Raw genomic sequence first — 19,920 nt, 5'->3', positions numbered from 1 at the left:
CTTATTTTTTAATTCAAAGCAAAGTTTTTCCGTATTCTTTTAGATGTACTTTAATACTTTTTGCAATTGCCTCACCTAAACCCACAGGAACAGCATTACCAATCATTCTCCCCAAAGCAGATCTATCAAGGGATTTACCTTTAGGGATAAATTTATAGGTCCGAGGAAAGCCTTGAAGAATGGCCGCCTCTCTTAATGAAATAGCCCTATCTTGTTCAGGGTGACCAAATCGCCCATTTCCAAACCCATAACATTGCGTTGTCATTGTTGGACCTGGTTTATCCCACTCCATACGAGCGTAAACACCTGTATATGTCTTACCACTTTTGGCTTTATGACAAGGTGCGATGAGTTCTTCAGGCCAGTCTCTCCAAGTTCCACCAGGTCTAGAAGCCTGGATTCGTTTCATATTTATATCACTTAATGCTGAAGCTGAATGCAGCTTATCATACTTAGATGATTCACCAGCCTTAATTGGAGCAAGAGAGCCAATAGCCTCTTTTACTGTTATTGGATAAGGCTGAGTTCTTTCGATGATTTTAATCGGTCCTAGCAAAGATGCTAATAGTACAAGTCTCTTACGAGTTTGTGGCACTCCATAGTGACTACTATCAACAACCTTAAACCACACATGGTAATTATTTTTTTCCAACTCTTTAATAAATTCATCGAATATATAATGCTTTTGCACGCTTGGAACATTTTCCATTGTAATAATGTCAGGTTTTGCACCTTCAGCCAGACGAGAAAACTCTTTCAACAAGCTCCAACGCTCATTCCTATTAATGTCATATCGTTGAGAGTAAGTTGAAAATGGTTGGCAGGGAGCACACCCTGCAAGGATCTTAATTTTTGAATTGCCATAGAGTTTTGATAACTCACCGACCGAGAAATCACTAACATCCTTTTCTATGAAAATAGAATCATTATTTTGCTCATACGGATAACGACATGTAGCATCAAGATCTATACCAGCAACGACTCGTAATCCTTCCTTAACAAACCCATGTGTCAAGCCACCGGCGCCACAAAATAAATCTACACAAGAAACGGACATATTAATTATTTTAAGACTCTTAAACAGGTTATTTACTTAAACAACGACACTAATTATTAACATGAAATAATACAACTTTTTCTGAAAAATTGATATCTTCATTTGGGTCTAAATTGATTAAACACTTCTTGTTATTTGCTTAGTAACAATCATTCTCTTAAATGTTTAATGGTTTCTAAGGTTAGTTCCTCTAGCTCAATATCAGCTATCAATCCTTCATCTCGGAAACAACCCCCCTAAAAACTGAAGCCGCGTAAAAGCGTAACAAAGTTGCTGTAATCATTTTGATTACTTTAATGTCGATGGTGTAGGCTTAAGTGAATACTGAAGAAAAAAGGTATACACATTATGACTGAAGCAATAATAAGATTTAAGATTAATAATGATTCTCTAACTCTAGATGATATTGACGATTGTCTCTTTGAAGCTGGATTTGACGATGCTATTATAAGTCATTCTGGGGGTGGAAATATTGCAATTGAGTTATGTAGGAAAGAGACTAATTATAAGAGTTTGGTCGCTTCGGTTGTTGCACAAGTTACGGCAGTGATCCCAAGTGCAAAAATAATTCAGGCTTCCTATGACACTCAGCGAACAAGCCAAATGCAACGTCCAACCCCTTTCAAGAGCAAAGATCTGGATAACCTTGGAGTCGATGCTGCTGCTTCACGAATTCGCAGTCCGGAAAAGCTCAAATTCATTGCTGAAATTAAAGACGATTATATTATCAATATTCCAGATGGCAAAGAAGTACCTCACCCTGCACGATATTTCGAGGGGTTATTTTTGCATAAACTAAAAGCTCAAGGACTGGGCAATAATGATCTAAGCAAGATGCTAGACCTGCCGGTCGAACAATACGATGATTTTCTAAAAGGGAAAAAAGGCGTAACAGTTTCTTTAGCTGAACGACTTGAAGCCACAAGCGGAATGCCGCGTGAATTCTGGTTACGCGCACAACGAAAGTTTGATAATTCGCATAAATAAGATTGCAGGTGATAAGAATGAAGGTTTATTTAAATATTTGAGCTTATCATCAAGGCTTCATTTCAGTATTGAGATCAGAATGAAGGCTTATTTCAATATTTGAGCTTATCATCAAGGCTTCATTTTAGTATTGAGATCAAAATGAAGGCTTATTTCAATATTTGAGCTTTTCATCAAGGCTTCATTTCAGTATTGAGATCAAAATGAAGGCTTATTTCAATATTTGAGCTTTTCATCAAGGCTTTATTTCAGTATTGAGATCAAAATGAAGGCTTATTTCAATATTTGAGTTTATAATCAAGGCTTCATTTTACTATTTAGATCAGAATGAAACCTTTTTCTAATATTAAGATCAAATTCAAGGCTCATTAAATAACATACGCAGGTTGATATATGATTGTGACAGTTGGTAAAAATGGGGCCATTCCGCTACCTGACAACGAGTTATGTAAGCTAAATATCGGTGATATTCTATTATGCCAACTTACTGAAGATAAGCGCTCAATTGAGCTTAAAAAGTTTTCAGACCAATCTTTAAATGATGAACAAATAAAAGCACACGGTGCTTTAACTCGTGTTGAGCCTTTGAAGTCTAATGACTACAAGTAAGTTATTCTACGGAAATAAATTCTTCGTTAATTTACCCAGTGATTGCTGTAAGCTTGTCTTATAAAATCAGAAAGAACCCGTTCTTCAACCCGGTAAAATAGCGATGCAAATCACCTATGCGGAAGTGCGGTTGTCCCCAATGGTAGTCACCAGTGCTATCACTAACTCATAGGGTTTAATAATCCCCTTACGATGACAAAAAACACACCGTTTACCAACATCTTTAATATTGAATTCGTTCAGAAGTCTGTTAACTAGTTTAGAGCTCGCTATTCTTATCCCGCGTATTCTTAATTTTTACAACGCTTGTGTGGAAGTAAACATATAATCAAACTTGAGACATGCTCTCAATCTTAATTTCTTAAGATTCTACCGATGAGAATCGATTAACTTATTGTTAGGCTTTTTCGTAGTTTGACATATTCTTATTGATTTGAACTGAACTTTTCGTCTCTATTATTTATCCAATCAATAAATGGGCGAGTTACTTCCTTAGGTAACAGACCTTCTTCACCTTCAAAATCGTCAGCAAGGTTACGTATTGCCGAGTTTTCACGATCGATTAATATTACTCCGTCAGTACTTTCAATTATCGCTAAGATTATACGACAAAGTTTATCCGAGTTTTGAGTGTAATCAGTTATTTCACCTTCCTTTTGGATAGGCTTGTTTTGGTGTAAATTACCAACCTTTTTTAGCATAGCAGAGAGTGCGTTTACCTCTTGTTCCTTGTTATCTAGCTTCTCTTGTAACTCTTTGATTTCAATTCTAAGTATTGACTCTTTCTTGAAATCATCCAGATCTTCATTTATTTCAAAAAGTTGATAATAAACTGGGCCTAGTAACTCCCAGTAGTCTCTGTTCTGTTTTATTACTCTATATGCAATTGGCTTGTCATTTAATGAAAGCCCATCATTAAATAATTTGGCGCACAATTTACAGTAAGCCGTCGAACTATTTACTTTCATGTGCAGTGATAAAGATTTAATTTTAGGGATTACATGTGTCTTAATTCGTTCTATCCTGTAGCTTATAGATGCTTCCTGTGAAGCTTTGAATCGGTTCTCCCCCTTCTTTGCGCCTTTACTCATTACTATCTCCCTTTTTACCATTTAACAGCGCTAAAGAACCTCTAGGTGAATTATCTATGGCTAGTGGTTGCTGCATTACCTCCGATAATTCGGTTACATTAATGTTCAGTGCGTCACATATAGACTTTACTTGCCCCCTAAATTCATCGATTAAGGTGAAATCTTCAGGAGCTTCTTTTAAAAGCAACTGGTATTGTTGCGTGTGGGCTAATATCTTACTTCGTGCTGCTTTTAATTTGTTTTTTAGAGTTGGCGTAAAATATTCGGCATGAGCACGAGCTTCAGATGCTTTGAGTAATAAGTTTGAGAGAGAGCCTTCAGTTGAAGAAACCTTTATCAAATGCTCATTTAGCAACTCTGGCTTTTGAACTAACCACTGCTCTCGACTTTCCCGTTCAATCCTCATCCGATCTAAGCAATGTACTGTAGATATCCAAGCAACAGTTTCATCAGAAAGAAACTTTCTACGTGTTATTTGTTCATTCAGTTCACAGCTATCAACTCCTTTAGATTTAGCCTGTTTTATGAACGCCTCTAATTCAGCATTCTCATCCGTATAAGCTCTTATTTTTCCTAATATACTTGGCAAATGGTCAACTGTTTTTACTGAATAAAAGCACGCTCCACATGGCTTCATGATAGGCGCTGAAGGAAAGCTACGTACAACATCCTTTGGGCACTCATTATTAAATGGACAAATGTGTGTATTGTTGAAACTAAAATTATCTATAGGTCTGTTTTTTATAACATTTATTCCCGAAGAGATTGTATCGGCATTTTTGGCTGGGCTAGTATTACTAACCGCACCATAATCATGCAAAGTACCTTCTCTATTCTGCCTGAAAGCATTTCTGAGTTTTTCATTTATGTCTTTGGCACTGACAAAATCAACATCTATTGCGTCAATTTCATCTATAGAGCGAGGTTCCCTAACTTCAGAAAAGCCAGCTTCTATGATGGCTTTCTGAAACTCCCCCACTTTTTTCAAATAGTTCTTATCGATCTTAGCGTAATAGAGCAAATGTGCGGTTGATGCATGGCCAGTTATTTTCTTTATTTCACTTGGGGGGAGTATAGGTATAAATTCACTTACTACAGTTGCTCTTATCGAATGGGGAGTAATATCCACATTCTTTGCCTCAAAGACTTTCATGGCATCTTCGAAATTATCCATAGATAAAAAACTATTTTTATCATTTAATATTAATGGCTTATCTAAAACCCCCTTTAATCCAAGTACATCAATAGCGAACAGGTTGAATACATAAAGTAATGCTTTCCACTTTGATGTGTAAACATCATGGCTTGGAGGGCTACTAATGCTTCGGTGGTGACCACCCGCAGCAGCACCTAATGCAAATAAAGGAATGAACTTTCCAAATACACCATCTTCATGGCCGTCATACCAAATTTTTTTGGTTAGTTCCGGTTCAGGAAAAAAGGATTGATATTCTTTTTGTCTATCTAAAACAAGTAATGCGGTAGGTAAAGGTTGCGCACACCATTCACCGTTTACCTTATCTGTATTTATTAGAATATCAACCGGCAGAAAATCGTAGGGATTCAAAGTCTCTCTATCTGTCAACTCATCGTATCGATCTCGGTCAAGCCAATTTACATGTATATGTCGGATGCCTGTCTCCAGCATAAATTGTGTTAAATTTAAATAATGTATTGTTGGGATTTGTTTTAAGCCCTCCGAGTCCTTCAATTGACGGTAAATTAGAGGAGCGATTTGAATAGGCACGAATTTAATAGGAAATACTTTTCCATCATGAATAATGAATGGAACAAACCCAAATAAGCAGGTCTCAATAGCTAGTTTTTTTGAACTTACATTTAAATTGATTCCATCTACAGCCTGTTGTGTCAGGTGCCAATACCAATCAGCAATTGCAAATGTGAATTTGTAAACAATAGAGAAGTAATCTTGATCAATAGTTTTCTTTTCTGTGCCTTTACCTCGCCGCACGATTGGGAAGTCAATTTTAGAAGACATCCTATTTCTAAAACCATTTTCATCATATAGTTCAAGGAAATCAAAGAAGTCAGAAACTCGGTATAGCCTTGATTGATAAGTATTCTTTTTGACGTCTTTACTTAACCATGTTAATAAACTCGGCTTTCCATTAAATCCATCAATGTAAGAACGATCAAACTGATGTATCAAAGGGACACCATCTGCACCACATTTGGGATAAACTTCATGTATTAGGTAGGTAATAACAAACGAAGCTATATTTTGCATTTTATCCCATGTTTTATGGCCTTTAGCCTTTTGCTTTTTCCCATATATAAAAACAGCATTTAACCAAGGTTTAAGCTTATCCTCTATCGGCTTTGGAACATAGTCACTCGTTGTAATAGCATCGCTTTTTTTGTTTTGTCCTGTGGTGGCTAAATTTTTTTGTTTATGTATCCTTTGTGTAAGTTGGTATCCTATTTGGTTAACATCATAATTTGTCCTCTGTGGGACAGCCTCAGCCAGAAGAGTAAACCAAAACTTTATCTGAAAAGGGTAGACTTGGCTTTCTAAGCAATAATTCCATGCATCGTTGAGATCTTCGCTTGTAATATCTTCAATCGTGTACCAAGTTGCAGCACGCACCATCCGCCAAGCGTACCATTCGTAGTTTTTTATCGATTGTTCTGGCATTTTTTTTGTTAAGTCTATAACCCCAAAATCTACGTGTTTAACTGAAGACTTTTTGAATATTTGTAGCACTTCAGAATATGACTCTGCCGCAAATTCGATGTTCTGAGCCCTATTTCCGCCTTTCGCTAAGGGCATTTTCATTGTTATAGGAAGAAGAATTGCTCGATTCTCCCATAACATATGAAGTATTAGGTCAAAGTCACGTTTCAAAGATCCTTTGAATTGATTTGTAATTTTGTAATCTTTACTATCTGCTGTAAATAATTTTTTCAATTCAACATTATTTTCAAACGAACTACTTCTGATTTCCCATAATTTTTCAATCCATGATTTCGAAAATAAGTTTTTGTTATTTTTTGACTTGTGTTTGTGGAAAAACTTAAATAGTGTTGCTTTTCTGCCTAACGGATTTGCACTTGCAGATGTAACTTCCTCTGGGGATATACTTTTTCTACCTAAATAACTTAGATTAATTCTCTTTGCATCTGAAATAGCTGCAATAATAGCCTCATATAGCTCTTCGCCCTCTAATAAAATTTTAATACCATTAGAAGAGTTAAACATCGTCGATACGCTCCCTTAGAGCTTTCAAACCTTCGATTTGTGTATCATAAAACCTCCTTTTTAGTTGAGCCATATCGATCGATTTCTGCTTAATAAAGTTGTTGGCTATTTTTAAATAAAAATCGGCAACCTTAGAGTCTTTTATAGCATACCTTTCAGTTGACGATATTGATTGGTGGCCCATGAGTAGCTTTACGAAAGCCATAGACAACCCATACCTCATTTGTCCTTGACCTGCATCAATGGGTAAGTAATTTAATACGTATGTTCCATACATGTGCCGTAAACTGTGGGGGGAAATACCTTTTGTATCTTTTAGGCCACTTTTTTTTGCATTATGTTTGAATGTTTTAATTCTAGACGCTCTATCACCCGTAAACAGAGGACGACCATCATGTTTCTGAAATATAAAATCATGGTTAACAGAAGAGTTATAAACCTCCGCCATGTATTTTTTTAATAAAGTCCAGAACCTAGTAGCGAAGGGCTCAATTAAAAATGTTTCTTCAGTAGCCCGCCCTTTCCAAGAAAGGTAAGTAAACTCTTCTTCTGTTATACCTGGTAGAACATCTTCAAAAGGCGATCTAATGAAAATCTTGAAGTTATTGAAGTCTATATCTTTTGTTCTAAGCTGAAGACATTCTGAAGTTCTCATACCGGATGCTGCAAGTAAAGAATAAATACATTGGTTTCGAGTATGGGATGTTGTTTTGCGTTTGGGTTTGTTATGTAATAAGTCTATAACAGACTCTAACGGATAAGCTTTAGTTTTGTATGGTTTGTCTGCTTTTGTATTTCTATTGGACTTTCTGGCTGCACCTGGAAAGAGTTTTTTTCCCAGTGTTTTTCGTGCGGCAGATAAACTTCGTCTAATAGTTCCTGCAAGCCAATCTTTTTCTCGTATATTATTTAATTCTTTAGGTGTACGAACTCTTTCAGTTAAATAATATTTTAAGAAAAGATTATCACTATCTACGGCGCTAGACTTCACAGTTTGAAAATCAATAAAACTACTAATTGCATTTTCAATACCCAAAGTTATGGACTCAACCGACGCAGCATGGTTTCTACCCAGCTGATATGCTACTTTTGTAGCAAGCTTATCTTCTGAACTTTTTCCAAATAAGAGGTAACTTTTATAAGAGGCAATTAATAATTGAAAATCGTTATTCCGGTCTTCGATCTTTACAGCTTCATATAGAAAGTCTAAAAACCTTGCTACGTGCCCAGAGTATTGTTCAATCGTGTGCTCTGCGTAACCTTTAGTGTGTTCCAACCAATTCACGTAACTTGTAAAAGGTGCATACTCCACATCGTCTACATCTGTCATATTTTTATATAACAGTACATAACGAGCTTTATACCCAACCCCCATTTTTTGAAGTAGGAAATTCTTCACTGCTTTTAAACTCTAAATACAACCCTGTATAGGTAAAGTTATATAGCAGAAAAAGTTTTGTCAAATAAGGAGAATTAATGAAATATCATAGAGGAAGTGGTGGCCCCAGTTGGACTTGAACCAACGACCTACCGATTCTGGTTATCCAAGACTTTCGTCATGGCCTGGACTATATCATCACCCTCGTATATACGGTGGGGTGTCGGACGCTAATAGTGTATTACACAGCGGGAACGCGCTGAACCACTTAGTCTCTGAACCTTCTCCATACGCCTATGGAGCTTGGCTGCTGATTGGCATGTTAATAAAACGAAGCTTTCCAGCAATTCATCCGATTTTTCCTCATACCATTACTGATATGGGTCACAATACTCTATGAGTCGGGTGCTCTAACCAACTGAGCTATGGGGCCAAATTTTCTTATACTTATTTTTATACTAGTGAGTATACCAATCTAGTTTTAAACCTGTTTGAATAATACCTTTCAGTGTATCCAAATACAACCCTATTTTACACCCCTCATAAGAACTGGGGACCTAACGATTATGAGTCGTGTGCTCTAACCAACTGAGCTAAGGGGCCATTGTATTAGCTTTTGCTAATTTTGAGATGCGTTTAGGAGGGTTAACTCACTAAAGCGGGTTGCAGTATAAAAAGTTTTTGTAACCTTGTCACTAGCAAAACTCTTTATTTTAAAAATCCTTAAACTATTTGCTCAAATAGTAAACTCTTTGTTTTTTCAACGACCTTAAAGCATGTCGATTGATTTCTAGCCTCCGACATTGTTCTAGATCAAATAGCTAAATCACTAAACTCGTTAAAATAGCCGCTCAATCAATTGCGGAGTGCTGACTGTGATAAATTTACCAAGCTGGGATCAATCTTTGATCAATAAATACAATATTTCAGGGCCAAGATATACATCTTACCCCACTGCGTTGTCTCTAGCTGATGGTTATAACCAACAAGATATGATTAACGCGATTGCGGCATCGAAAAGCCGTTCTTTATCGTTGTATATCCATATCCCTTTTTGCAGTCAGCTTTGTTATTACTGTGGTTGTAATAAGGTGATCACTCGTCATCAGTCTAAAGCCGATTTATACCTCGATAATTTAGCGCTTGAGATTGCTGAGCAGGCAACGCTTTTTGCTGATTATAACGTTGAACAACTGCATTTAGGGGGTGGTACGCCAACGTTTTTATCTGCAGAGCAAATGAGCCGCTTAATGGCGTTAGTTGAGCAGCATTTTAATTTTGCTGATGATGCTGAGCGCGGAATTGAGATTGACCCTCGCTCTTTAGCTGATGGCATGTTAGTACATCTACGTAAGCTTGGCTTCAATCGTGTCTCGTTTGGTATTCAAGATTTTAATGATGCTGTACAGCTGGCGGTTAATCGTCCGCAAAGCGTGCAGTCAGTAAAAGGTTTAATTAGCGAGGCTCGTGAGCTTGGCTTTAAATCTATTAATGCTGATATGATTTACGGTTTGCCATTACAGACACCTGAAAGCTTTAAAGAGACAATTGCACAGCTGATTGAGCTAAATCCTGATCGCGTGTCTGTGTTTAATTACGCTCATTTACCAGATAGATTTGCAGCGCAACGTAAAATTAAAGACGCTGACTTACCTTCTGCTGGCGATAAACTTACTATGTTCAAAAATACACTTGAGCAAATGTTAGCGGCGGGCTATCAGTTTATCGGTATGGATCACTTTGCTCGTAAGGATAATGAACTAGCGATTGCCCAAAATGAAGGTAAATTACACCGTAATTTCCAAGGTTACACAACACATGGTCAGTGTGACTTATTAGGTTTGGGTGTGTCGTCGATTTCGCAAATTGGCAATGCCATTTTACAAAACGAAAAAGAGTTAAAGCACTATTACAAAGCCGTGCAAGAAGGCTTTGGCAATGCAGTATGTAAAGGTGTCGCTCTCACTGATGACGATACTTTACGTGCAGCGGTGATCAAACAATTGATCTGCCAGTTTGAGCTGGATATTCCCTCAATCGAAAAACAGTTTAATATCAACTTTGCCAGCTATTTCTGTGAGGCATTGCAAGCACTGGACCCATTACTAGCTGATGGCTTGGTGTCTGTTAGCCAAAATAAGATCACAGTAACAGCCCGCGGTAATTTATTTATTCGTATTATTTGTATGTGCTTTGATGCGCACCTACAACAACAAATAAAGCAAACTCGTTTCTCACGAGTAATTTAACAACAAAAAGCAGAGCCTAGGCTCTGCTGTTTAATTAGCTTAATTCAACGATACGTCAACTTAATTAAATACTACGTTTTCGCTGCCTGGAGCTGCTTTAAACTCTTCAATAATACGTGCGCAATCGGCTTTAATCTCATCGCTATGCTGCTCTTCAGCACGCCAACGAGTGGCGTCCATTTTAAAGATCTCTTTTTTAGAGTACTTTTTACGGGCATCGTGCGTTGGCATGTCTTTTACAACTTCGTACATTTTGAATATGCCTGGGTAGCGCTCACTTAACTCAAACTCTTCTGCAAAGCTGTATTGAGAGATCAGCACCCAAATGCGTAGACAGCCTTCTGAGAACTCACATTGCTCTTCATTCATCGCACGGGCAATTAAATGAATGCTGTCAGCTAACTTTGCATTACGCTTTGCTTTTGAGTCAGCAAGCTTTAGCGCATACTCAGCTTTTTTCTTAGCGATAAGCTTATTTTGCTCTTTTAGTTTATACAGAAGTTGTCCTGCATAAAACGCAAGTCCTGCGATAATTGCCGCACCAATAACTATGGCAATAATCAAGGGTATGCTCATCGTTCATCCTCATCTTCGTCATCTAACCATTCGTTTGCTAGGTCATCAGATAAGTACTTATCGAAGTCAGATTCACCTTCATCGTATGAATCATCTTCAAAGTCATCTTCGTACTCGTCTTCGTCTTCAATACCTAGCAGTTCACATAACTCTTGGTGACGTGCGATACGACTATTGAAGTACTTAGCATCTTTACCTGTTAACAGCTCACCACGTTCGTGACGCTCAACAAGCTTTAATAAGCGCTCATCATTTTCTAATGCTTCTAGCTCTTGCTCTGGTGTTAGCTCTGGCTCATTAACTTTCTTAAGCTCAACCATTGGTTTTAAGTTACGTTTCATTTCAACTTTTGGTTCAGCTTTAGGCGCAACTAATGAAACTGGCTTTTTGCTACCAACACGTTTATCTTTCGGTTGGTTATTAGCCTTTGTGTTCTCTCCCTTTTGCACGTCAGGGGCGTTTCGAGAACCTGGTTTAGCACCTTTGGTCTTTTTAACTCGCTGCTCCTTCAACGCTCGCATCTCTCTAAGTTTTTCTTTACTCAGACGTACCGGGCCATTTGATGGAATTTTACGCGACTTTTTCTTTCTACTCATATCTTGATCGTCTCACTTAAGAGGTTGTGCACAACACCTTTAGCGGCATTGTAATGCTGGCATAACCAGAAGAATTCGGTGTGCGGATGTGGTTTGTCAACATGACGAACTGCGCACTTTTCATACTCTCATATCAATCGTGTTAAGTTATTTAGCAGCTAAATATTTAAGTCGATTGGTATTAGTACAAACGGTGGCTATTGTAACAGGACAAATAAAAAGGCGGTAGAGAAAACATCTCTACCGCCTACTAATCTGAGCGCCAATAATTTGGACACTTCTCCCTTCGACTTTTAGTCTTTATTATTTTTATTATTATTTTTTATCCATTTTGTTATTTTTAAACCTTCCGTGTAGCATTCCATTTTGTTTTTATTATTAAACTTCCGTGAGCTTTTATTATTCTCGGTCAATCCTGACACTTTTTTGTTATTTCCTTTAGTACATCAAACGATGTAACCCCCTAAAGATTTGCCGCAATCACTTTCCTTATTGCTTTGTCCTTGTTGTTTTTATTGTCTCAGCGACAGTGGTTAATTTACTCATTAATAATTTTGTTACAACTAATTTATATAACTTTTCTTACAGTCAAAAGATTAAAAAAAGACAATTACCTTTTAAAACAATTCGTTATATTATAAAAAAAAATAAAAATAAGATTTAGCTCACATTGAAGTGTGGGCAATGTCTCACAAGGAAGTAAGAAATTTCGATGAGATAAATATGAAAAAAAAGCAGCTAGCGCTGCTTTTTTTACAATTTGTACACTTTAATGCCAATATTTACATTCGGCAATCAGACTTTAGTGTAAGCCACCTAAGTATTTTGAAAGAACTTCGATGTCTTTGTCTGTTAATTTTTTAGCGATGTCTTGCATCATGCCGTTCAGGTCATTATTGCGTGTACCATCACGGAATTTTTCAAGTTGAGACTTGATGTATTCTGGGTGTTGGAACGAAATTTTCGGGAATTTAGCAAGTGATGTACCGTTACCACGAGGACCGTGACACGCAGCACATGCTGGAATACCACGCTCTGCATCACCGGCTTTATAAAGCTGCTGACCCACTTCTACTACATCTTTAGGTGTTGAACCTTCAGACATATTTAAAGAAGAGAAGTAAGCTGCTAGGTCTTTCATGTCTTGATCGCTAAGCGGCATAGCCATACCACTCATTACTGGATCCATACGGCCTTCTTTGCCGCCAGACGTCATACCTAATTTAAACTCTTGTAATTGTTTATAGATATAATCTGCGTGTTGGCCTGCAATTTTAGGGTAGATATTAACCGGTGCATTACCGTCTGGGCCGTGACAGGCCGCACACGTTGCCGATTTCTCTTTACCTGCGTTTACATCGCCATCAAATGCTGTTGCGTTGCTTGCTGACAACGTTCCAAGCAATATAGTTAAAGATAGTGCTATTTTTTTCATGGTGAATTCTCTGTTTCCGACCCTGTATCATCTACAATATGGATGTTGTGATTTCTATATTCTACACGATAATAAATTCTCTGGCACGTTTTCTGCCCACTTTAAGCTCATAATTTATAGGGATTTGACTTAGATTAAGTTTCTATCTAGAAATTTTCCCACTGTGTAACTAAATTTAGCACGCTTAAATACGCTTTTGAATGCTGCTTTAATAGTATAAAATACGCGTCTTAAGTGAATTTTAGTCACTGTTCAACATTATTTATAAAAGATTAGGAGAGCCTGTGCTCAAATCTCGTATCAAATACAATACTGCGTCCTTTGTTACTAGCGCACCTGACATCTCACGCTTGCCTGCTGATACGGGGATTGAAGTCGCGTTTGCTGGTCGCTCTAATGCGGGTAAATCAAGTGCCCTTAATACGCTAACTGATCAAAAGTTAGCACGTACCTCTAAAACGCCGGGTCGTACTCAGTTGATCAATACTTTTGAGCTTGATGCTGATAAACGCCTTATCGACTTACCTGGTTATGGCTTTGCGAAAGTGCCTATCGAAATGAAAAAGAAATGGCAAAAATCGTTAGGTGAGTACTTACAAAAGCGCCAAAGTTTGAAAGGGATTGTTATTTTAATGGATATTCGTCATCCACTAAAAGATCTTGATCGTGATTTAATTAACTGGGCCGTTGGCAGTGAGATCCCAGTACTTGCACTTTTAACTAAAGCCGACAAATTAAAACAGGGCGCACGTAAAGCACAAGTTTTACAAGTTCGCCGTGAGCTAAGTAGCTTGGAAGGTGATATTACTGTTCATGCATTTTCATCATTAAAAGGAACAGGCTTACCTGAAGTTGCTAAAAAGCTAGATGAATGGTTCTTAGGGCCAATTGAAGTTCAAACTCCTGAATCTGAGGAAGAACCAGAAGCTTAGGCCAAGTAATAACGCTTACCTAATGACTCTATAAAGTAGCCCTGCTCGTCTGAGCAGGCTATTTCAGCCCATTGATAATAAACATTTCTCGATACTCTTGCCGCTAACCCATGTGCTAACTGTAAATAAGGTACCTGCAGACTTTCAAATTTGCGTAATTGTAGTGGTTGCGATGATGTCACCAACCAAGTGCGTTGTAGATTATCAACACAGCATAAAGCCTGCCCTTGCTCGGTCTCTTCAAAATACCAATCAACAATAACAAAAGGCACATCAATGACTGTAATCGCCATTTTCTCTACTGGCGTTTTTAAATAGTAAGTATTGGCTTCCTTACAAAGTACGGAGGCAAATAGTTTGACCATTGCCTCCCGTTGAATTTCGCTGCCAGCATAAAACCACACTCCTTGACTATTGATCTCAATAGGCAACTGACCACAATTGTCTGGTTGCCATTGATCAAAAGGTTTATCAGGCTCTGCAAGTGCAGCTTCTAGCTCGGCAAGCGACTGCATTACTTATCTTTATCGAGCGTCAAAGAAAAAGTTACAGGAACAGCTGTTGCAATAGATGGTAAACCAGCAAGCTTTTGTAGCTGTGCAATGCTTTCTGTTACTTTGAAATCATCTGCATTAATAATCACTGGTGAGAACGAAGAAACTGTCACATCACCATTGGGTGACATATTTGCCAGTACATCAATCGTTAACTCTTTTTTATTGCCATGGAAGTCAAGCTCGGCTTTCAAACCAGTTAATACATGTTGTCCTGGCTTCAATGCTAATAATGATTTACTTAAATCAGCAGTTAAAACTGCATGAGGAAACTCAGCTGTTTCGAACAACAATTTAGTCATGCGCTCATTACGGATAGGAATTAGCGTTTCAACAGAGCTAAGATCGATCATTAACTTGAATTGACCTTGCTCATTCAACGTACCTGATACTTTTTTGAAATGATGCGCTTCAGCAATTGAATTCTTTTTGATAGATACAAAGCTAACCTTGCTTTGCTCATTGTTAACCTGCCAGTTTGCACTAGCAAAAGGAGCAACTAATAAACTTGATAATGATAAGGCGGCAAAGGCCACAGATTTAAACATAACGCATTCCTTCGAAGATAATAACAATCTATTAGATGGTATCACCTGCGTTAATTTGTGCAATGAATTGTATGATAAGAAGAGAAAAAACGACTCGCTCAATAACAAGCGAGCCGGTATAGCAAACTGGGGAGAAGCTATCAATACGTTGCATCTTTTCAGATGCATCATCAACAGGATGTCCTACAGGATGAGGACGGCGCGGACTTTAACAAAGTCCGCGTTAAAAAGAAATTACATCCGCAAAGAAAACGCTCGATTTGATAAACATATAACGAAACTCTAAAACTATCTTTTCTTGTTTACCTATAATTAACATTACATCAAGTGGTTATTTAAGGTATCGTTAAATTAATAAGAGAAAATAGCAGCATTATTAATACATGTTGATGGCAAAAACTTAGCACAAGAGTAAAAAGGAATGAAAAAATGCCTCCTAGCACTAGCTACCATCTTACTCATTTCGCTGAGCTTGCCCTGTCACGCGAAAAATAATAGCACTCAATACCCGATTGTTTTGGTACATGGGCTGTTAGGTTTTGATAGCCTATTAGGCGTTGACTATTTTCATAATATCCCTAGCACTTTATCGCTTGATGGCCACCTGGTTTTTGTTGCTGCTGTGTCAGCTGTTCACAGTTCAGAGTTTCGTGGTCAACAATTACTGGCTCAGGTTAATCATATTTTGGCACTCACGGGCGCAGAAAAGGTTAACTTAATTGGTCATAGTCAAGGAGCGCAAACGGTTCGCTATGTCGCTTCGATCTCGCCTAACTTAGTTGCCTCTGTGACCAGTATCGGGGGGGCAAACTATGGCAGTACACTTGCTGATCTTATTCGCGAAGAAATAAAACCAAACTCACCATCTGAACATTCGTTTAAGCTAGTATTTGCAGCACTAGGCAGCATGATTTCGTTACTATCAGGTCACAGTGATTTACCGCAAGATCCGTTAGCAGCATTATATAGCTTAACCAGCCAAGGAGCCTCTGTATTCAATCAAAAGTACCCAGAAGGTTTACCGCCAACGGCATGCGAGCAAGGACAAATGCTTGCCAGTAATGGGGTGTATTATTTTTCGTGGAGTGGCACAGCAGCGCTTACCAATATTCTTGATCCAACCGACTTATCTATGCTGCTTGGATCAATATTGATCGTAGGTCAAGATGATGGCCTGATTTCACGCTGTAGTAGCCACTTAGGTCATGTCATTAAAGATGATTATAAAATGAATCATTTAGACGAAATCAATCAATTTATAGGTTTGCATCATTTACGCGAAGTCGACCCTGTTGAGCTTTATCGTCAACATGTAAAAAGGTTACAAGAGTTGGGGTTATAGTTAACGAGTAATGATTTATTTTTGGTTAAGTCGGGTCGCTAGAAGTGATGTTCTATACACATAAGCGATCAGCTTTCAGCCTTCAGCGGTCAGACGCGCGAAACAAGTTTCACGCCTACCTGTAGCAGCGCCTTTATGCCGCGACCCTTAAATTGGAAGCTAGATTCGAGATAAATACGGTATAACGGTCAAGCAAATCGCTAACTTTTAGTCTGAAAGCTGACGGCTGATAGCTGACAGCTCTAACTTTCCCCTAGAAACTCGCTAACTTTCAGTCTGAAAGCTGACGGCTGATAGCTGACAGCTCTCATTTATTGCGACTATTAGTGTGCTTGTTGCCAGTTGTCACCGCTGTCGGCTTCAACAATCAGTGGCACATCAAGAGTGGCAGCTTCTGACATTAGCTTACAGATTTCAGCTTTATAGTCGTCAACACACTCTTCTTTAATTTCGAACACTAATTCATCGTGCACTTGCATTAGAAGCTTCACTGACCCTTCAGCTTGTGCGTTTACCCACTGATGAACTTTAAGCATCGCTTTTTTGATGATATCAGCAGCAGTACCTTGCATTGGCGCATTGATTGCTGCACGCTCAGCGGCTTTGCGACGAGCACCGTTACGGGCGTTGATTTCTGGTAAATGTAAGCGACGACCAAAAATAGTCTCTACATAACCTTTATCTGCCGCTTTTTCACGGGTAGTTTCCATGTACTCAAGTACGCCCGGGAAACGCTCGAAATATTTATCAATATAATGCTGTGCTTCATGACGTGGAACATCTAACTGACGTGATAAACCAAACGCTGACATGCCATAAATTAAACCAAAGTTAACCGCTTTGGCTTTACGGCGCATATCGCTGGTAACCTCTTCAAGGCTAACCCCAAAGACTTCTGCCGCCGTAGCACTGTGTACATCTAAACCATTCGCAAACGCAGTTAATAGGCCTTTATCTTGTGATAAATGCGCCATGATACGTAATTCAATTTGGCTGTAATCGGCAGCCACAATTTTATGCCCAGGTGCAGCAATAAAGGCTTCACGAATACGGCGCCCCTCTTCTGAACGAATTGGAATATTCTGTAAGTTAGGATCCGTTGAGCTTAAACGCCCTGTTGCTGTTACAGCTTGATGGTAAGAGGTATGCACTCGCTTAGTGCGCTCATCAACCATTAGCGGAAGTTTATCTGTGTAGGTTGATTTAAGTTTAGATAAACCACGGTGCTCAATAATCACTTTTGGTAATGGATAATCATGAGCAAGTTCTTGCAATACTTCTTCTGCTGTCGAAGGTGCACCCTTAGGTGTTTTCTTGATAACAGGCAGCTCAAGTTTTTCAAACAAAATAGCTTGCAGTTGTTTAGGTGAGCCTAAGTTAAATTTTTCACCTGCAATATCATAAGCTTCTTGCTCAAGCTCTAACAGGCGTTCACCTAAACGTTGGCTATGAGCTGCAAGCATGTTGCTATCAATTGCAACACCAGTGCGCTCAATATCAGAAAGCACTGTGACAAGTGGTAACTCAATATCTTCGAATACTGATTTCAACTGGCTATCAGCATCAATTTTTGGCCATAACACTTGGTGAAGGCGTAGCGTTATATCGGCATCTTCAGCAGCATAAGGCGCCGCTTTTTCTAGCTCAATTTGGTTAAACGTTAACTGCTTTTTACCTTTACCGGCAATATCTTCAAAGCTGATATTTTTGTGGCCTAGGTATTTCAGTGCCAGTGAATCCATATCATGGCGGCTGCCTACACTATTAAAGACATACGACTCCAACATAGTGTCGTATTTAATACCCTTTAACTCAAAGCCCGCATTCGCTAACACGCTTTTATCGTACTTAAGATTTTGCCCCACTTTCGCTTTGTTTTCGTCAGCTAAGATTGGGCCAATTTTTGCCATTACGGTTTCTAAGCTTAATTGTTCTGGCGCATCAGGGTAATCGTGAGCAACCGGAAGGTAAGCCGCTTCACCGGCTTTAACCGCAAAGCTCATACCAACCAATTGCGCTTGCATATAATCAAGGCTGGTTGTTTCAGTATCAAAAGCAAATAATTCAGCGTCATTTAACTGCGCCACTAAGGTATCTAGCTGCTCTTCAGTTAAAATAGTTTCGTAGTGTGCATCAGCAACTTTTGGTAGTTCGTTAGCTTCAGTTGGCACATCTAAATGCGTATCAGCGTCTTTAGGGTTATCAAGTAGTTCAGCTAACCAACGGCGGAACTCACATTCACCATAAAGTGCGATCAATTCGTCACGATTAGGCTCTTGCAGCTTAAAAGTTTCAAGATCTGACTCAACCTCAACATCACACTTAATTGTTGCTAATTCATAACTAAGTGGCAGATGATCAAGTGCTGCAGCAAGTTTTTCACCAATCTTGCCTTTAATTTCACCTGCATGATCAATAACACCTTGCAATGATCCATATTTTTGTAGCCATTTCACTGCTGTTTTTGGACCACAGCCATCAACACCTGGGATGTTATCGACCTTGTCACCCATTAAAGCAAGGTAATCAATGATCAACTCAGGACCAACACCAAACTTCTCAACCACGGTTTCTGGATCTGAAATGCTATCTGTCATGGTATTGATCAGCGTGACATGTTCATTAACAAGCTGCGCCATATCTTTATCGCCAGTTGAAATCAGTACATGACGCTGCTGCTCTGACGCTATGCGCGCAAAGGTACCAATAACATCATCAGCCTCAACACCTTCAATACTAATCAGTGGGAAACCCATTGCTTTAATAATGTTATGCAGTGGTGCGATCTGTGTGCGTAAGTCATCCGGCATTGGCGGACGATTCGCTTTGTATTCACTGTACATATCATTTCTGAAGGTTTTACCCTTGGCATCAAATACCACCACCATGTGCGACGGATCATATTGCTTGATCAAACTCTTAAGCATATTAACTACGCCATAGATTGCGCCTGTCGCTTCACCTTTTGAGTTAGTAAGGTGCGGTGGCGAATGGTATGCACGGAATAAATAAGAAGAACCATCTACAAGAATAAGTGGATTTTCAGGGATCTGAGCCATGGTGAAATTGGATCCTAATTGAATAACATTAAATTGTTTGTAAGCATGCCATAAGGCCATGAAGAAAACGACTGTGAATTATTAACCAACAAGCGTTTAACTTAATAGCAACCTGTGGATAACTATGTAGATAACGGACAAAGTTAATCCTCCCAAAATGTAAAAACACTTAGGAAAATTTTATTAAGACTATGTTTTTATTTAAAAAAGATAATGCGTGGTTCTTTTTTTATTATTTTTATCCGATGTGGAAAACGGTTTTAGTAGCGATAACCTTTTGCTTATTC

Annotated in this window: 15 protein-coding genes; 5 read left to right on the top strand and 10 right to left on the bottom strand. The window is 38.5% G+C overall.

The genetic code is table 11. The annotated features are described in order from the left end of the window. Positions 1-13: 13 nt before the first annotated feature. Complete coding sequence (locus ACSFVZ_RS00145; protein WP_435557880.1) at positions 14-1,057, bottom strand: DNA cytosine methyltransferase; 1,044 nt, start codon at positions 1,055-1,057, stop codon at positions 14-16. Between the two features lie 348 nt (positions 1,058-1,405). Between ACSFVZ_RS00145 and ACSFVZ_RS00140 the strand changes: the two genes are divergently transcribed. Together ACSFVZ_RS00140 and ACSFVZ_RS00135 are read left to right on the top strand one after the other, a co-directional pair. After that, positions 1,406-2,044 (top strand): helix-turn-helix transcriptional regulator, encoded by a 639-nt coding sequence (locus tag ACSFVZ_RS00140; RefSeq protein ID WP_435557879.1) that lies wholly within the window; start codon positions 1,406-1,408, stop codon positions 2,042-2,044. A gap of 393 nt (positions 2,045-2,437) precedes the next feature. After that, positions 2,438-2,653 carry a hypothetical protein gene (locus tag ACSFVZ_RS00135; RefSeq protein WP_435557878.1) on the top strand — a complete coding sequence of 72 codons (216 nt, stop codon included), beginning with the start codon at positions 2,438-2,440 and terminating at the stop codon, positions 2,651-2,653. A gap of 425 nt (positions 2,654-3,078) precedes the next feature. Here ACSFVZ_RS00135 and ACSFVZ_RS00130 read toward each other — a convergent pair whose 3' ends face one another. Genes ACSFVZ_RS00130 through ACSFVZ_RS00120 form a run of 3 tightly spaced genes read right to left on the bottom strand, consistent with a single transcriptional unit; the run spans position 3,079 to position 8,363 of the window. Continuing rightward, complete coding sequence (locus tag ACSFVZ_RS00130) at positions 3,079-3,744, bottom strand: hypothetical protein (protein ID WP_435557877.1); 666 nt, start codon at positions 3,742-3,744, stop codon at positions 3,079-3,081. After that, positions 3,737-6,964, bottom strand: a complete 3,228-nt coding sequence (locus ACSFVZ_RS00125; protein ID WP_435557876.1) for a site-specific integrase — start codon at positions 6,962-6,964, stop codon at positions 3,737-3,739. Before ACSFVZ_RS00125 ends, ACSFVZ_RS00130 begins: the two co-directional genes overlap by 8 nt. Next, entirely contained in the window at positions 6,957-8,363 is a 1,407-nt protein-coding gene (locus ACSFVZ_RS00120) for a tyrosine-type recombinase/integrase (RefSeq protein ID WP_435557875.1), read from the bottom strand. The genes ACSFVZ_RS00125 and ACSFVZ_RS00120 overlap by 8 nt, the downstream gene beginning before the upstream one ends. An 854-nt stretch (positions 8,364-9,217) precedes the next feature. Between ACSFVZ_RS00120 and hemN the strand changes: the two genes are divergently transcribed. Beyond that, positions 9,218-10,591, top strand: coding sequence for an oxygen-independent coproporphyrinogen III oxidase (gene hemN, locus ACSFVZ_RS00115; protein WP_421967820.1), 1,374 nt, complete (start codon positions 9,218-9,220; stop codon positions 10,589-10,591). A 60-nt stretch (positions 10,592-10,651) separates the two neighbouring features. Here hemN and ACSFVZ_RS00110 read toward each other — a convergent pair whose 3' ends face one another. The 3 genes from ACSFVZ_RS00110 to ACSFVZ_RS00100 all read right to left on the bottom strand — a co-directional run bounded on the left by ACSFVZ_RS00110 (position 10,652) and on the right by ACSFVZ_RS00100 (position 13,198). Further along, positions 10,652-11,167: a DUF2489 domain-containing protein gene (locus ACSFVZ_RS00110; protein WP_435557874.1), complete on the bottom strand. Its 516-nt coding sequence runs from the start codon at positions 11,165-11,167 to the stop codon at positions 10,652-10,654. Next, positions 11,164-11,763 carry a Der GTPase-activating protein YihI gene (gene yihI / locus ACSFVZ_RS00105; RefSeq protein WP_135922777.1) on the bottom strand — a complete coding sequence of 200 codons (600 nt, stop codon included), beginning with the start codon at positions 11,761-11,763 and terminating at the stop codon, positions 11,164-11,166. Before yihI ends, ACSFVZ_RS00110 begins: the two co-directional genes overlap by 4 nt. Positions 11,764-12,565: 802 nt before the next feature. Beyond that, positions 12,566-13,198, bottom strand: a complete 633-nt coding sequence (locus ACSFVZ_RS00100; protein WP_135922778.1) for a c-type cytochrome — start codon at positions 13,196-13,198, stop codon at positions 12,566-12,568. A 284-nt stretch (positions 13,199-13,482) separates the two neighbouring features. On the opposite strand from ACSFVZ_RS00100, the gene yihA reads away from it, so the two are divergent. Beyond that, positions 13,483-14,130 (top strand): ribosome biogenesis GTP-binding protein YihA/YsxC, encoded by a 648-nt coding sequence (yihA, locus tag ACSFVZ_RS00095; RefSeq protein WP_295511641.1) that lies wholly within the window; start codon positions 13,483-13,485, stop codon positions 14,128-14,130. Here yihA and ACSFVZ_RS00090 read toward each other — a convergent pair. Then, positions 14,127-14,645 carry a DUF1285 domain-containing protein gene (locus tag ACSFVZ_RS00090; protein ID WP_295511639.1) on the bottom strand — a complete coding sequence of 173 codons (519 nt, stop codon included), beginning with the start codon at positions 14,643-14,645 and terminating at the stop codon, positions 14,127-14,129. The genes yihA and ACSFVZ_RS00090 overlap by 4 nt on opposite strands. Then, positions 14,645-15,232, bottom strand: coding sequence for a YceI family protein (locus ACSFVZ_RS00085; RefSeq protein WP_435557873.1), 588 nt, complete (start codon positions 15,230-15,232; stop codon positions 14,645-14,647). The genes ACSFVZ_RS00090 and ACSFVZ_RS00085 overlap by 1 nt, the downstream gene beginning before the upstream one ends. A 421-nt stretch (positions 15,233-15,653) precedes the next feature. Between ACSFVZ_RS00085 and ACSFVZ_RS00080 the strand changes: the two genes are divergently transcribed. Continuing rightward, on the top strand, positions 15,654-16,574 hold the full coding sequence (locus tag ACSFVZ_RS00080; protein WP_435557872.1) for a lipase family alpha/beta hydrolase: 921 nt from the start codon (positions 15,654-15,656) through the stop codon (positions 16,572-16,574). A 323-nt stretch (positions 16,575-16,897) separates the two neighbouring features. On the opposite strand, the gene polA is transcribed toward ACSFVZ_RS00080, so the two are convergent. Next, complete coding sequence (gene polA, locus ACSFVZ_RS00075) at positions 16,898-19,633, bottom strand: DNA polymerase I (RefSeq protein WP_435557871.1); 2,736 nt, start codon at positions 19,631-19,633, stop codon at positions 16,898-16,900. Positions 19,634-19,920 lie beyond the last annotated feature (287 nt).

The organism is Pseudoalteromonas nanhaiensis, from assembly GCF_051235485.1.
GTDB lineage: Bacteria > Pseudomonadota > Gammaproteobacteria > Enterobacterales > Alteromonadaceae > Pseudoalteromonas > Pseudoalteromonas lipolytica_C.
Note: the sequence above shows the minus strand (reverse complement) of the source record. Positions and strands in the feature narration are given on the sequence as shown.